Below are 14,079 nucleotides of genomic sequence, written 5' to 3'. Positions count from 1 at the left end.
AAAATGGGCGGGACAGGCCCAAGCCTGCCCCGCCCATGAGCCGATGCGCGACGGTTACAGCGTACGCGCGACTTCGGTCACTTCGAAGACTTCGAACTGGTCGCCTTCGATGACGTCGTTGAAGTTCTTCACCGACACACCGCACTCGAAACCTTGCTTCACTTCCTTCACGTCGTCCTTGAAGCGCTTCAGCGATTCGAGTTCGCCCGTGAAGATCACGACGTTGTTGCGCAGCACGCGAACCGACGACGAGCGCTTGACGATACCGTCCGTCACCATACAGCCGGCGACCGTGCCGACCTTCGGTACCTTGAAGACCTGACGCACCTCGACCATGCCGGTGATGACTTCGCGCTTCTCCGGCGCCAGCATGCCCGACATTGCCGCCTTCACCTCATCCACTGCGTCGTAGATGATGTTGTAGTAGCGGATGTCGATGCCGTTCGACTCGGCCAGCTTGCGCGCCTGTGCATCCGCACGCGTGTTGAAGCCGATGATGACCGCCTTCGATGCCGTCGCGAGGTTGACGTCGTTTTCGCTGATGCCGCCCACCGCGCTGTGCACGATCTGCACGCGCACTTCGTCGGTCGACAGCTTGAGCAGCGACTGCACGAGCGCTTCCTGCGAACCCTGCACGTCTGCCTTGATGATGAGCGGCAGGTTCTGTACTTCGCCTTCGCCCATCTGCTCGAGCATGCTTTCCAGCTTTGCGGCCTGCTGCTTCGCGAGCTTCACGTCACGGAACTTGCCCTGACGGAACAGCGCGATTTCACGTGCCTTGCGTTCGTCCGGCAGCACGATCACTTCCTCGCCCGCACCCGGCACTTCCGACAGACCCTGGATTTCGACCGGGATCGACGGGCCGGCTTCCTTCGTCGGCTTGCCGTTCTCGTCGAGCATCGCGCGCACGCGGCCGTAGGCCGTACCCGCCAGCACGATGTCGCCACGGTTCAGCGTACCGGACTGCACGAGGATCGTCGCGACCGGGCCCTTGCCCTTGTCGAGCTTCGCTTCGATCACGATGCCCTTGGCCGGCGCTTCGATCGGTGCCTTCAGTTCCAGCACTTCGGCCTGAAGCAGCACGTTCTCGAGCAGATCGTCGATGCCGGCACCCGTCTTCGCCGACACCGGCACGAACGGCGAATCGCCACCGTACTCTTCCGGCACGACACCTTCCGCGACCAGCTCCTGCTTGACGCGCTCGGGGTTCGCATCCGGCTTGTCGATCTTGTTGATCGCGACGACGATCGGCACGCCACCCGCCTTCGCGTGGGCGATTGCTTCCTTCGTCTGCGGCATCACGCCGTCGTCGGCCGCCACCACCAGCACCACGATGTCGGTCGCCTTCGCGCCGCGTGCACGCATTGCCGTGAACGCCTCGTGACCCGGCGTATCGAGGAACGTGATGACGCCGCGCGGCGTATCGACGTGATATGCGCCGATGTGCTGCGTAATGCCGCCCGCTTCGCCCGCGGCAACCTTCGCGCGGCGGATGTGGTCGAGCAGCGAGGTCTTGCCGTGGTCGACGTGACCCATCACCGTAACGACCGGCGGACGCGGCAGTTGCTCCGCATCGGTGGTCGTTTCGCCTTCGACGAGCAGCGCTTCCGGATCGTCCAGCTTCGCGGCAACCGCGCGGTGGCCCAGTTCCTCGACGACGATCATCGCCGTTTCCTGGTCCAGCACCTGGTTGATCGTGACCATCTGGCCCATCTTCATCATCACCTTGATGACTTCCGAGGCCTTGATCGACATCTTGTGCGCGAGATCGGCAACCGACACGGTTTCCGGCACGTGCACTTCACGCACGATCGGCTCGGTCGGCGCCTGGAACGACGATGCGCTGTCCTGGTGACGGCCACGGCCCTTCGGGCCGCCGCGCCAGCCGCGGTCGACGCCGCCGCTCGAATCGCCGCGCGTCTTGATGCCGCGGCGCTTCGCCGCGTCGTCCTGCCAGCCGCCCTTGCCTGCGCCCGGCTTCTTGTTGCGGTCGCCCGCGCCTGCCGGTGCCTGCGTCGTGGCCGGTGCTGCGCCGGCCGGCTTCTTCACTGCCGGACGCGCCTGCGCGCCTTCAGGCTTCGCCGGCTTGTGCAGCGTGCCCTTCGCTTCGGCCGGCTTCGGCGGCTCGACCGGCTTCGGCGGCTCGACTGCCTTGACCACGGCCTTGCGCGGCGTGTTCATCATTTCGCGGATCGCGCGCGCTTCGGCCTCGGCGGCCGCACGGCGCTTGCTGATCTCTTCCTGCTCGGCGCGCGCCTTGTCCGCCGCCTCGCGGGCAGCATCCTCGGCCTTCTTCGCCGCTTCGCGCTGCGCCGCACGTTCGGCAGCCGCACGGGCTTCGGCGGCCGCGCGCGCTTCGTCCTGCGCGGACTGCGCACTCGGTGCTTCCGGCTCGGCCGCGGCGGCCTGCTGCGCTGCCGCCTGCTGCTGTGCCGCTGCGGCTTCGGCCTCGGCACGCTTCGCCGCAGCTTCTTCCTCGGCGCGACGGCGCTCGGCTTCAGCCGCTTCCTCGCGAGCGCGGCGCTCGGCTTCCTCGCGCTCAAGGCGCTCCTGGCGCTCGCGCAGTTCCTGAGCCTGCTTCTCGAGCAGCTCGGCCTCGCGGCGCGCTTCTTCCTCGCGACGCTTCAGTTCTGCATCGTCGTCCGCTTCGGCGGCCTGCGCCTGACCCTGTTCCGCGCCATCGCTCACGTCGTCGCGCTTGACGAACGTGCGCTTCTTGCGGACCTCGACCTGAATGGTGCGAGCCTTGCCCGTCGCGTCAGATTGCTTGATCTCCGACGTATGCTTGCGGGTCAGCGTGATCTTGCGCTTGTCGCCGTCGGTTGCGCCGTGCGACTTGCGCAAATGATCGAGCAGACGCGCCTTGTCCGCTTCGGACAGCGCATCGTCTTCACTCGCTTTCTGGACGCCCGCTGCCTGCAGCTGTTCGAGCAGCACACCAGCAGGCATTTTCAGTTCCGCGGCAAATTGGGCTACGTTGTTACTCGCCATTCATTCCTCTTAGTGCAAGGACCGATTCCTTGCTGTTAGCATCGGGTCAGGCCATACGGCCGCCATCAAATCAGTGCGCCATGGTCATTTCTCACTGGAACCAGTGTTCACGTGCTTTCATGATCAACGCCTTAGCGGCATCCTCTTCCATCCCGGTCAGGTCGACCAGTTCATCCACTGCAAGCTCGGCGAGATCGTCTCGCGTCTGCACACCATGTTCGGCCAGCTTCGCGAGCAGCTCCGGCGTGACGCCGTCGAGGCTCTTCAGATCCAGCGCTGCGTTCTCGACCTTTTCTTCGTTCGCGATGGCCATCGTCAACAGCGCGTCGCGTGCGCGGTTGCGCAGTTCGTGCACGGTGTCCTCGTCGAACGCCTCGATTTCGAGCATTTCGTTGAGCGGCACGTACGCGATCTCTTCGAGGCTCGTGAAGCCTTCGTCGATCAGGATGTCGGCAACTTCTTCGTCGACGTCGAGACGCGCCATGAACAGCGCACGCAGCCGGTCGCGCTCTTCACCCTGCTTCAAGGCGGATTCGTCCGGCGTCATGATGTTGATCTGCCAGCCGGTCAACTCGCCGGCAAGGCGAACGTTCTGACCGCTGCGGCCGATCGCGACAGCCAGCTCGTTCTCGTCGACGACGACGTCCATCGAGTGCTTTTCTTCATCGACGACGATCGACTGGACAGCTGCCGGCGCGAGCGCGCCGATCACGAACTGGGCGGGATCCTCCGACCATAGCACGATGTCGATGTTTTCGCCACCGAGCTCGTTGCGCACGGCCTGCACGCGCGAGCCGCGAATGCCGACGCAGGTGCCGATCGGATCGATCCGCTTGTCGTACGCGATGACGCCGATCTTTGCGCGCACGCCCGGGTCGCGGGCCGCCGCCTTGATCTCGAGCAGGCCCTGCTCGATTTCCGGCACTTCCATCTCGAACAGCTTCATCAGGAACTCGGGCGCCGTGCGCGACAGCTCGATCTGCGGGCCGCGCGCGGTGCGGTCGACCTTCGCGATGTACGCGCGCACGCGGTCGCCCACGCGCAGGTTTTCCTTCGGGATCAGCTGGTCGCGGCGCAGCAGCGCTTCGACACGGCCCGATTCGACGATGAAGTTGCCCTTGTCGAGGCGCTTCACCGTGCCCGTCATGATCTTTTCGCCGCGCTCGAGGTAATCGTTCAGGATCTGCTCGCGCTCCGCGTCGCGCACCTTCTGCAGGATCACCTGCTTCGCGGCCTGCGCGCCGATGCGACCGAACTCGATCGACGGTACGGGTTCCTCGACATATTCGCCGACTTCGACGTCGGGCTTCTGCTCACGTGCTTCGAACAGCAGGATCTCGCGATCCGGCTCCTGCAAGCCTGCCTCGTCGGGCACGACGAGCCAGCGACGGAAGGTTTCGTGCTCGCCGCTTTCGCGATCGATATGGACGCGGATTTCGGCGCCTTCGTCGAACAGCTTCTTGGAAGCAGACGCGAGCGCAGCCTCGAGGGCGCCCAGCACCACATCCTTGTCGACGTTTTTCTCGCGCGCCAGCGCATCCACCAGCATCAACACTTCGCGACTCATTATTTGCGGCTCCTAAAGTCAACTTGCGGAATCAGGCGGGCTTTGTCGATATCGGCCAGCGTGAAATCCAGCATGGCCGCCTCGCCCTTCTTCCCTTCAAATTCCAAACCGATCGTTTCGCCATTCGGCGCGTGCAGAATGCCCCGGTACGTCTTGCGCCCGTCCAGCGGCTTTTTCAAGGTCACGGAAACTTCGCTGCCGGCGAAGCGCTCGAAGTCGGCCAGCTTCTTCAACGGGCGGTCGAGCCCCGGGGACGAGACTTCGAGCCGTTCGTAATCGATGTTTTCGACCGTCAAGACGTGCTGGAGCTGACGCGTGACCTTTTCGCAATCTTCGAGCGAGATGCCGGCAGGCTGATCGATGTAGATGCAAAGCATGCCGCGCCCGGTGCGCTCGAGATCCACCAGCTCGTAGCCGAGCCCGGTGACCGTGGTTTCTATCAGTTCCGTCAGTTGCACAGTGTCCTCTCAGGTGTTCGCGCCCGCCGCTCGCGATTCACCCGCGGGCGCGCGCCTTAGCCGGCGCAGGAAGCGCTACCCGAGATGCCTAACCGTTTCAGCAAAAAAAAATGGGCGGAACGCCCATCTTTCTTACTGGTGGTCGCACCTGAGCCGCACATTGAATCCGTACGCCCAGCGACTCCGCGATTATAGCGATTTTTGGCGCAAACGCCAAGCCAGCCGGTGAAAGCAGCGTTTCGACTGCCTTTACGGACCGAAAATGCGAAATCCGGCTACCCGATCAACCGGCGCAATCCGGCCGCACCGGAGATCGGGCATGCCGGCCGCCATCCAGCGGCACGCGGCATATATATACAGTCGCAATCAAAAAACGCAACGCGTCGCGCCGACAAAACCGGACGGATGCCGATCCTGCCGCACGTCGGCGGCTTTGTGCCGCCGCATGCCGCGAGACGCTTAGCGGCTGCGCGTGCGGCTGCGCTGCGGACGCGGGCCGCCGCTGTTGCCGGCGCCTTCGGCACGATTGCCGTTCGGATTGCGATTGCCGCCCTTGCTGCCGCCTCGCTTGCCGCCCGCCGGGCCCTCACGCTTGGGGCCAGCGCCGTACGACGCGCGATTGCCGTCGACATCACGGCCGCCGCCAGCGCGGTTGCCATCTCGGCCACCGCCCGAGCGGTTACCGTCGCGGCCGCCGCCAGCACGGTTGCCGTAGCCCGACGGCGCAACCGGCAGGCTGCCGTAGCCGCTCAGGCCCGGCAGACCCGGCCCGCCACGACGGCCACCGCCACGGCGCGGCTGGTCGAGCTGCCCGTGCGTCGTCAGCACCGGCTCGCGACTGATGAAGCCCATCGACGTCAGCATCGGATCGGGCTGGCGGCGCTCTGCCTGGCCGGCACCGCCGCGCTTGCCTTTCTCCTCGGACGGCGCCTTCAGGCCGACGGTCGCCATCAGCTTGCGCACCTGCGCGTCGTCGAGTTCCTCCCAGCGGCCGCGCTTCAGACCGCGCGGCAGCGGGATCGGGCCGTGACGCGTACGAATCAGGCGGCTCACCATCAGGCCGGCCGCCTCGAACATCCGGCGCACCTCGCGGTTGCGGCCTTCGGCCAGCGCGACGTGATACCAGTGGTTCGTGCCTTCGCCGCCGCCATCGCGGATGCGCAGGAAATTGGCGGGGCCGTCGTCCAGCTCGACGCCGTGCAGCAGCTTCTGCCGGTTGCCTTCGGTGAGCTCGCCGACCACCCGCACCGCGTACTCACGCTCGACGCTGTAGCGCGGATGCATGAAGCGGTTAGCGAGGTCGCCCGACGTCGTCAGCATCAGCAGACCTTCGGTATTGAAGTCGAGGCGGCCCACCGCAAGCCATTTTGCCGTCTTCATCGGCGGCAGGCGGTCGAACACCGACGGACGGCCTTCCGGATCCGCATGGCTGACGATTTCGCCCGTCGGCTTGTGGTACAGCAGCACGCGCGGCGGCTTGTTCGGCAGCTTGCGCTTGACCGGCTTGCCGTTGATCCGCACCTGGTCGGTCGGCATGATGCGCTGACCGATGTGCGCGGGCTCGCCGTTCACCGACACGCGGCCGGCGACGATCAGCTCTTCCATTTCGCGACGCGAGCCCATGCCCGCTTCCGCCAGCACCTTGTGCAGCTTCGGCGCGTCGTCGTCCGGCGACAGCACGCGCTTGTTCGCCGGCTGGCTGCGGCCGCGACGCAGCATCGGCGCACGCACGCCGCTGCCGCCCGCGGAGTTGTCCGCGTCGAATGCGGGCGACGTCACGTATGCGAACAGTTCGTCCTGGGACGCATCACCCTCCGCCTTGGCCGAGCCGCCTTCAGCCTTCGGTGCGCCGCCACGGCGGCCTTGGCCGCCTTGTGCACCCTGGCCGCCCTTGGCAGCACCTTCGCGCTTGCCGGCCGGCTTGCGGCCGCCCTTGGCCGCGCCTTCCTTGCGCGGCGCGCGCGCGGGCTGCGCTTCGACGGCCTCGGCCGGCTGCGCGTCCGCGCCTTCGCCGCCCTGCGGCTCGCCTTCGGCGCCCTTCGACTTGGCCGCCGCGCGACGCCGTGCGATCAGGCTGCGCGGGCCTCGCCGCAGACCGCGGCGGGGACGCTCGTCGCCACCCGCGGCCGAAGCGTCCTGCTCCGGTGCATCGTCGGCACGCGCTGCCTGCACGGCAGGCGCGGACGATTCAATATCGTGGATATCTGTCAAAACAACCTCAAAATGTCAGGTCTCGCGCCCGGCGCGGGCGCGGCAAGAAGTTGGCCGCGTTCAGGCGCGACGCTGTTCGGGTTCTGCTTCGTCGTCCGGCAGCGCGTCGGCGCCGATGGGCGCACTGGCGCTTCGTACGGCATCGGCGAGACTGTCGGACGTGTCGTCCAGCATCTCGCCGTCCGCGGGACGGGAACGGGAGGCGTCGGCCTGGCCAACCTCGCCGGGCATGTCGCCGGCCGCTTCCGCTCCGTCTCCGGCAGCCGCTTCGGCGGCCGGGTTGCGATCTTCCTCGCTCCGATCCGCGCGCAACGGCTCGGGCTGCACATCGGTCGGCACTGCTTCGGCGCCAACCTGTTCCGTTTGTTCCGTTTGCCGGCGATCAGCATCGAGCGTATCGCGGTTCGGCATTTCCTGCGTCGACGCGACATCGGTCGCGACATCCCCCGGCAATTCGGCCAATTGGCCGGTAGACGCTTCATCCGCCTGCGCCTGCGGCACATCGTCTGTTGCGTCACCGGCTTGCGGCGTGTCGTCGGCAACCGGTACGCCGCCGTCGAAGTCCATTGCGTGCTGCGCGAGCAGCGCGGCCTCGATGTTCGCGGCCGGCTCTTCGAGCGCTGGCAGCTCGTCCAGCGCCTTCAGGCCGAGATCGTCGAGGAACTGCTTGGTCGTCGCATACAGCGCCGGACGCCCCGGCACGTCACGATGACCGATCACCTCGATCCAGCCGCGATCCTCGAGTTGCTTGACCACCTGCGTATTGACCGTGACGCCGCGAATCTCTTCGATGTCGCCGCGCGTGACGGGCTGCCGGTACGCGATGATCGCGAGCGTTTCGAGCACCGCGCGCGAATATTTCGGCGGCTTCTCGGGATGCAGGCGGTCCAGATAGTGACGCATCGCCGGCTTGCTCTGGAAGCGCCATCCGGTCGCCAGCGCCACCAGTTCGACGCCGCGGCCGGACCAATCCTGTTTCAGATCTTCGAGCAACGTGCGGACCGTGTCAGCCGACACGCCGTCGGCAAAGAGCTTGCGCAAATCGCCGAGCTTCAGCGGTTCCTGCGCGCAGATCAAAGCAGTCTCGAGGACGATCTTCGCCTCTTGGGTATTCATGCAGCTAGGCCAGACCCTGTGGTCAAACGAACCGGATCAACAAACAGACGAAAGGAACGGAAGACGCGCTCGCCCGATTCTGATCGGTCATATTGATGGGAGCACGAACCGGGGGCGGCGAACCAACTTCAGGCCAGGCCCAAACCGGACGGAACAGCACGGCTCAACGACGGAACCGCGTGACTGAGCGCCATATTACGCAAAATTGCCCGGTGCGTAAAGATGAGCAGATTGGCCCGCCGCCAGTGCGCCGCGCCCGCTCCGGCCCTGCTTCAGCGGGCAGCCGCGCCGCGCGCGAGGAACCGGCGCAGCCGCTCGACGCCCGCGTCGAGTCGTGCCGGATCGCATGCGTAGCACCAGCGCACGAATCCTTCCCCCTCCGGGCCGAATGCCCGCCCGGGCGCAAGGCCGAGCCCCGCATCGCGCACCAGCGTCTTGCAGAACGCGAGACTGTCGGCCGCGCCCGGCAGGCGCAGGAACAGGTACATCGCGCCCGGCGGAGGCGGCACCTCGACGCCCGGCAGCGTCCGCAGCGCGGCGACCAGGTGATCGCGCGCTTCGCGCAGCGCCGCGACGAACGACCGCACGAACGGCTCGCCATCCCGCAGCGCGACCTCGCCCGCGGCCTGCACGAAGCCCGGCGCGCACGACGTGTTGTATTCGACGAGCTTCGACAGATCGCCCATCACCGATGCAGGCGCAATGAGCCATCCCAGCCGCCAGCCCGTCATCGCCCACGCCTTCGAGAACGAATTCACGACAACGACCCGCTCGTCGCGCGATGCGATATCGAGGAACGACGGCGCGCCGCCGTCGCCGAACGCAAGCCGTTCGTACACCTCGTCGGCGACCAGCCAGATGCCGTGACGCCGACAATGGGCAAGCACGGCCCGCTGATCGTCGCGCGACATCGTCCAGCCGGTCGGATTGTTCGGCGAGTTGACCAGCAGCATCCGCGTATCGGGCGTCAGCGCGGCGAGCAGCCGCTCGACATCGAGCTGCCAGCCTGCGTCGCCATAGCCGAGCGGTACGCAATCGACCTGCGCTCCGAGGATCTTCGGAATCTCGACGAGATTCGGCCACAGCGGTGTGACCGCGACGACACGCTCGCCCGGGCCGACCAGCATCTGCGCGGCCAGCATCAGCGCGTTCACGCCCGAACTCGTCACGGCGACCGTGTCGGCCGCGGTCGCACCATGACGCGCGCTCACGTAGGCCGCAATCGCATCGCGCAACGGCGCGGTGCCGAGGTTGTGCGTGTAGAAGGTCGCGCCGTCGCGCAGCGCCGCTGCCGCGGCGCCGCGGATGAAATCCGGCGTCACGCGATCGGACTCGCCGAACCAGAACGGCAGCATGTCAGGCACGCCGAAGCCGGCGTTCGCCACCTCCCGAATCAGCGACGGACGCAGCGCGTGTACCGCGGCGCGCGCCGCCGGCTCATCGGTCGTCGGGGAAAAACCTGCGGAATGCGTCATCGAGAACCACCGCCCAGGAACACGATCCGCGTAGTGTACCGGCCCGCAAGCCGGGCCGCGTCGCTTCCGCGCACGTCAGTCGAGGTCTTCCGCCCTCGCCGGCATCTGCCGCACGAGTTCCCAGATCGCCTGCGCCGCGGGCGACAACGACCTGTCGCGGCGACGCACCAGTTCGACCGTGCGCTCGGTGCGCGGCGTGAGCGGCCGAGCGACGAGTGTCGAGCCGGCCGGCAGCGGCAGCGACAGCCACGGCTGCACGCTCACGCCGACGCCGGCCTCGACGAGCCCGAACACGGTCGCCGAATGCCCGAGCTCCTGCATCACCGTCGCATTGACATGATGGGCGGCCAGCGCGGCATCGATCAGCGGCCGGCTTCCCGACGCGTGATCGAGGAGCACGAGGCGCTCGCCGTCCAGCGCCGTCCACGGCACCTCGGAACGCGCCGCGAGCGGATGATCGGCACGCGCGACGAGGCAAAACGAATCGGTCATCAGCGGTTCGCAGACGAGATCGGCGACCGTAAGCGGCCCGATCACGACGCCGAAATCGACTTCGCTCGACTTCACCTTGCGCAGCACGTCGCTCTGCACGTCGTCTCGCAGGCCAAGCGTCACGAACGGAAACTGGCGCTCGCACGATGCAACCACGCGCGGCATCAGCCTGCAGGCGATCGTCGGGCTCGCCGCGACGATCACGCGCCCGCGGCGCTGCTCACCGATCTCGCGAATCTCGCGCAGCGTGTCGTCGAGATCGTCGATCAGACGCGACACGCTCGCGATCAGGTTCGCGCCGACGTCGGTCAGTTGCACGTCGCGCGTCGTGCGGTCGATCAACTTCAGCCCAAGCTCGGCCTCGAGTTCTCGCACGCAGCGGCTGACCGCGGACTGCGTGAGCCCGATTTCGTCGCCCGCGCGACTGAAGCTCTTGAGCCGCGCTACCTCGATGAATACGCGAAGCTGGCGCAGCGTGACGTTCATCTCCTGACCTCATCAATCGTCGATATCGATGCACGATTTTAATGCGCGACCGGCTTCGACGTACGAATCCGGCACCGGCCGCACATGTTTCGCTGCGGTGCAATACACAAGCAAACGCACGCAGCGCGGGCGAACTGCACAAGATTGGTGATTGTCCCGATTTGCTGGCGGGTTATTTTGGCGTCTTATACGCCCCTAGCTGACTTAGCCGTTAGCTCGCTGCCAAGCGGCTCTCGAGGGATTCGCCTCCGACGTGGCACGCTTCGTGCATTACCTGGCGCACAGGGCGTAGGTTTCGTCGGATGGAAAGGCAGAAACGCCGCTGCCGGCCAACCGGACGCCCCCACCCGGCACTCGACGATCGAGTGCTTGAAGAGTGCGCGGCGCAGGGCAGCGCACCGGAGTTAGCTTCGCTGAGGTGAGGACATGATGCTGTTCGACGATTTGAGAGATAACGAGTGGGCGCTGGTCGAAGGTCTGTTTTGCTCGGAACCCGCACGGAGTGAACGGCGCGGCCGCCCCCGGGTGGAAGCACGCTCGGTGGTAAACGCCGTGTTGTGGGTGCTGTCGACGGGTGAAGGCTGGTCGAAGCTGCCGGGCCGCTATCCGTCGCCGCCGACCTGCCGCCGTCGCTTCGACGAATGGCAGGCAGACGGCACGCTCGCCGAAATCGTGAAGCGACTCGGCACGAGCGGCCGGCAGATCTCGCTGCGCGGGCGCATCGGCGCGAGCGCCGCGAAGCCGCCCGCACCGCCGAGCCGCGACCGGCTGCGCGGCGCCTTCTGGACCAATCCGGAATCCTGGCGCGCCCCCGTCAAGATGGCGTAACGAATGCTCGATCGGGCGGCTTCGGCCGCCCGGTTTCTTTCCGCGACGCGATCTTTTCGCGACGCCTGCGTTGCTGTCGAATACCGTTGTCGTGCCGCGATACAACTATTTACCAATATTTACAGCAAGCCTGCACTCCCACGCTTACCTTAGCGAAATATCAACAGGCCGCGCCGACGGCTTGAAGGGAGCCCCCGCCATGAAACCAATGTCACTGCTTGTCGCATGCGGCATTGTCATTTCCCTGGCGCTGACCGCTCCAGTTCACGCCGACGATCGCGCGAAACCGCCTCATCGCCAGCAGGATCACCGCAATACTCTCCGCCAGCCGCCGTCTGCCGCCCCGTCCGGCCGGCAAACCGTGCCGCGCGGCGACCTGCGCGGCGATATCGCCAGCAATGCGCGGGCGCGCATCGGCTCGCAGCCGTCCGACATGCCGCGTCATCCGTAGTCCTGCCAATTTCAGGATATCGCCGAAGAAAATGGCCGTTTTCGGGAACTGCGCCGCATGCGACGAGTCACATCGTTGCCATGAGCACAGCGTGGCAACAGCAAAAGTATCCGGTACGCCCGTATCCTCGCGATACGGGCTTTTTTTTGACGTCGCCGGCTTGCGCGGCGACGCCCGAGGCGGGATGGTCTACGCCGCTACAGGCGGCTTTCGAGAATCGCCACGGCGCTGGCTTCGCTCAATGCGTAGTCGTCCATGCGGCGATCGGTCCAGGAAAGTAATTTCTCGTCGCGCTCGAGGCGCGAAAATTCGGCTCGACCACTGTCGGTCAGCACGGCGATGTCCACCGGTGCGTGAAAACCCGGCGCCGGGGCAACGGTCTTCTGCCTGACCGTGTCCATCAGCCCGAGCGAACGGAGATACTCGAACACGCCCGGGCGGCGTGCCCACGGTACCTGGCGGTACTGCACTCGTCTCAATGCGTCGAGCACCGCTTCGTTGGAATACGTGGCCATCTCGATTCTTTCTTAAAGTGCAGCGACAATGCGAAGCGGTGCGCCGGGCAGGGTCTCCGCCCGCCGATACCGCCACCGATTCTGGAGGCCGACGTTCGGCGTCGCTTCAGGGCCGGATCGTCAGCCGTCCATAAAAAGACACCATACCCCAATCAAATTGATTCTGTTCGATTCATTTGTACTTCTCTTCATCTGTTTCATGCTCTGCCGCAAGCGGCGACGAGTCATCTCGATCGCCGCCGTTGCGCTGTTCTGGCTGCTCGCGACAGGCTGGCTCACCGCGCCGCTGATCGCGTGGAGCGAGGCGGGCGTCGTGCCGGTCGAGCACCCGGACATGCATGGGCGAACCACGCTGATTCTCATCGGCACCGGCACGCACCGCACCGACTCCGGGCTGCAACCGCCGCCCGATGGCATTGCGCGCATCCACAAGGTGGCGGCACTTTATCGCGTGTGCCGGCAGCAGGCCGAGCGCTGCACCGTATTGATGTCGGGCGGCGACCCGCAGCATCATGGCGAAACCGAGGCGGCCGTATACGGACGCCAGCTCGTCGCGGAGGGCATCGCCCCCGGCGACCTCGTTCTCGAACCGAACAGCCGCACAACCTACGAAAACGCGAAATTCACTGCGTCTATACTACGCCCACAGTATGACGACGCACGCATTCTCGTCACCTCGTCGTACCAGATGCGCCGTGCCCTGCTCGATTTCCGCCGATTCGGCATCGATCCGCAGCCCGTTTATGCAAATCGACGGCGCGCGCAAACGGGCTGGCTGCCACGCTGGCGCAATGTGGCCAACGCCGAGCAGGCGCTGCACGAGTTGGTCGGCATCGCGCAATTCCACGTCTACCGATGGCTCGGGTGGTTCTGACAACTGCGCGGAAAGGGGAGCGGAATGGCAGTACTGCCCAGGATGGCAGGCGCGTGACGAAGTGCGCGAAGTGTTGCGCGACTTCAACGCGGCCTTGCGTCGCGCCAAGATCCGGTGCACATTGATCCGTCACTTTTGTTACACTCGACACGCACTCGTTTGCAGTCGCCAGACAAAACGGCAACATTCGGGTTCATCACCACTTAGCGGAGGTAAAGCAATGAAGAAGACGTCCCTGGCTATCCTGGTAGCGATGTCGGCGCTGACTGGCGCAGCGTATGCGCAAGAGAGCACGGAAATCAAGACCATTACCGATCCGGCCAAGATCTCCGAGATCGAGCAGCGCGCACAGGCGCTGCAGCAGCAACAAGCGGCTGAAGCCGCTCAGCCGGCGATGCAGGAAGAGCATCACGGCAAGAAGGCTGCTCACCACAAGGCTGCTGCGAAGAAGGCCGGCAAGAAGGCTGCCAAGGCCGCTCCGGCAGAAGCTGCCAGCCAGTAAGTTCGGCGATACCGCACAAGCGAAAAGCCGAATCCGGGCAACCGGGTTCGGCTTTTTTGGTTGCGGTGCCCGCGCGCTGTGCTAAAGTCGCGCACCGAAATTTTCCACCCGTG

Annotated in this window: 11 protein-coding genes and 1 pseudogene; 4 read left to right on the top strand and 8 right to left on the bottom strand. The window is 65.8% G+C overall.

Features of this window, described 5'->3' with window-relative positions; translation table 11 throughout:
• Positions 1–54 precede the first annotated feature (54 nt).
• The 7 genes from infB to FPJ27_RS26500 all read right to left on the bottom strand — a co-directional run bounded on the left by infB (position 55) and on the right by FPJ27_RS26500 (position 10,796).
• On the bottom strand, positions 55–2,991 hold the full coding sequence (gene infB, locus FPJ27_RS26530; protein ID WP_204426252.1) for a translation initiation factor IF-2: 2,937 nt from the start codon (positions 2,989–2,991) through the stop codon (positions 55–57).
• Between the two features lie 91 nt (positions 2,992–3,082).
• Positions 3,083–4,558 (bottom strand): transcription termination factor NusA, encoded by a 1,476-nt coding sequence (nusA, locus tag FPJ27_RS26525; protein WP_034184027.1) that lies wholly within the window; start codon positions 4,556–4,558, stop codon positions 3,083–3,085.
• On the bottom strand, positions 4,558–5,016 hold the full coding sequence (rimP, locus tag FPJ27_RS26520; protein WP_011351796.1) for a ribosome maturation factor RimP: 459 nt from the start codon (positions 5,014–5,016) through the stop codon (positions 4,558–4,560). Before rimP ends, nusA begins: the two co-directional genes overlap by 1 nt.
• Before the next feature lie 459 nt (positions 5,017–5,475).
• Positions 5,476–7,227 carry a 23S rRNA pseudouridine(2605) synthase RluB gene (gene rluB / locus FPJ27_RS26515; protein WP_204426251.1) on the bottom strand — a complete coding sequence of 584 codons (1,752 nt, stop codon included), beginning with the start codon at positions 7,225–7,227 and terminating at the stop codon, positions 5,476–5,478.
• A gap of 60 nt (positions 7,228–7,287) precedes the next feature.
• Positions 7,288–8,343 (bottom strand): SMC-Scp complex subunit ScpB, encoded by a 1,056-nt coding sequence (gene scpB, locus FPJ27_RS26510; protein WP_072441720.1) that lies wholly within the window; start codon positions 8,341–8,343, stop codon positions 7,288–7,290.
• A gap of 272 nt (positions 8,344–8,615) precedes the next feature.
• Positions 8,616–9,818, bottom strand: a complete 1,203-nt coding sequence (locus FPJ27_RS26505; RefSeq protein WP_204426250.1) for a pyridoxal phosphate-dependent aminotransferase — start codon at positions 9,816–9,818, stop codon at positions 8,616–8,618.
• 75 nt (positions 9,819–9,893) lie between these two features.
• Positions 9,894–10,796 (bottom strand): LysR family transcriptional regulator, encoded by a 903-nt coding sequence (locus FPJ27_RS26500; RefSeq protein ID WP_034184023.1) that lies wholly within the window; start codon positions 10,794–10,796, stop codon positions 9,894–9,896.
• Between the two features lie 429 nt (positions 10,797–11,225).
• Here FPJ27_RS26500 and FPJ27_RS26495 point away from each other — a divergent pair.
• Positions 11,226–11,612, top strand: a pseudogene (locus FPJ27_RS26495) (transposase); the annotation flags it as partial.
• Between the two features lie 211 nt (positions 11,613–11,823).
• Entirely contained in the window at positions 11,824–12,075 is a 252-nt protein-coding gene (locus FPJ27_RS36630; RefSeq protein WP_072441770.1) for a hypothetical protein, read from the top strand.
• A 197-nt stretch (positions 12,076–12,272) separates the two neighbouring features.
• Here the strand turns inward: FPJ27_RS36630 and FPJ27_RS26485 are convergent, their stop codons facing one another.
• Positions 12,273–12,590 carry a hypothetical protein gene (locus FPJ27_RS26485; protein ID WP_006495354.1) on the bottom strand — a complete coding sequence of 106 codons (318 nt, stop codon included), beginning with the start codon at positions 12,588–12,590 and terminating at the stop codon, positions 12,273–12,275.
• A gap of 157 nt (positions 12,591–12,747) precedes the next feature.
• Here FPJ27_RS26485 and FPJ27_RS26480 point away from each other — a divergent pair, with 157 nt between their 5' ends.
• Positions 12,748–13,464, top strand: coding sequence for a YdcF family protein (locus FPJ27_RS26480; RefSeq protein WP_072441724.1), 717 nt, complete (start codon positions 12,748–12,750; stop codon positions 13,462–13,464).
• 220 nt (positions 13,465–13,684) lie between these two features.
• The gene (locus tag FPJ27_RS26475; protein WP_072441725.1) at positions 13,685–13,966 is read left to right on the top strand and encodes a hypothetical protein; all 282 of its coding nucleotides are present in this window, start codon (positions 13,685–13,687) and stop codon (positions 13,964–13,966) included.
• Positions 13,967–14,079 lie beyond the last annotated feature (113 nt).

It is taken from the genome of Burkholderia sp. MS455 (genome assembly GCF_016899445.1).
Classification (GTDB): domain Bacteria; phylum Pseudomonadota; class Gammaproteobacteria; order Burkholderiales; family Burkholderiaceae; genus Burkholderia; species Burkholderia pyrrocinia_C.
Note: the sequence above shows the minus strand (reverse complement) of the source record. Positions and strands in the feature narration are given on the sequence as shown.

What these genes read in the sequence shown, in the direction of transcription:
- infB (WP_204426252.1), bottom strand. Translation starts at nt 2,991, where the DNA reads ATGGCGAGTAACAACGTAGCCCAATTTGCCGCGGAACTGAAAATGCCT.
- nusA (WP_034184027.1), bottom strand. Translation starts at nt 4,558, where the DNA reads ATGAGTCGCGAAGTGTTGATGCTGGTGGATGCGCTGGCGCGCGAGAAA.
- scpB (WP_072441720.1), bottom strand. Translation starts at nt 8,343, where the DNA reads ATGAATACCCAAGAGGCGAAGATCGTCCTCGAGACTGCTTTGATCTGC.
- FPJ27_RS26505 (WP_204426250.1), bottom strand. Translation starts at nt 9,818, where the DNA reads ATGACGCATTCCGCAGGTTTTTCCCCGACGACCGATGAGCCGGCGGCG.
- FPJ27_RS26500 (WP_034184023.1), bottom strand. Translation starts at nt 10,796, where the DNA reads ATGAACGTCACGCTGCGCCAGCTTCGCGTATTCATCGAGGTAGCGCGG.
- FPJ27_RS36630 (WP_072441770.1), top strand. Translation starts at nt 11,824, where the DNA reads ATGAAACCAATGTCACTGCTTGTCGCATGCGGCATTGTCATTTCCCTG.
- FPJ27_RS26485 (WP_006495354.1), bottom strand. Translation starts at nt 12,590, where the DNA reads ATGGCCACGTATTCCAACGAAGCGGTGCTCGACGCATTGAGACGAGTG.
- FPJ27_RS26475 (WP_072441725.1), top strand. Translation starts at nt 13,685, where the DNA reads ATGAAGAAGACGTCCCTGGCTATCCTGGTAGCGATGTCGGCGCTGACT.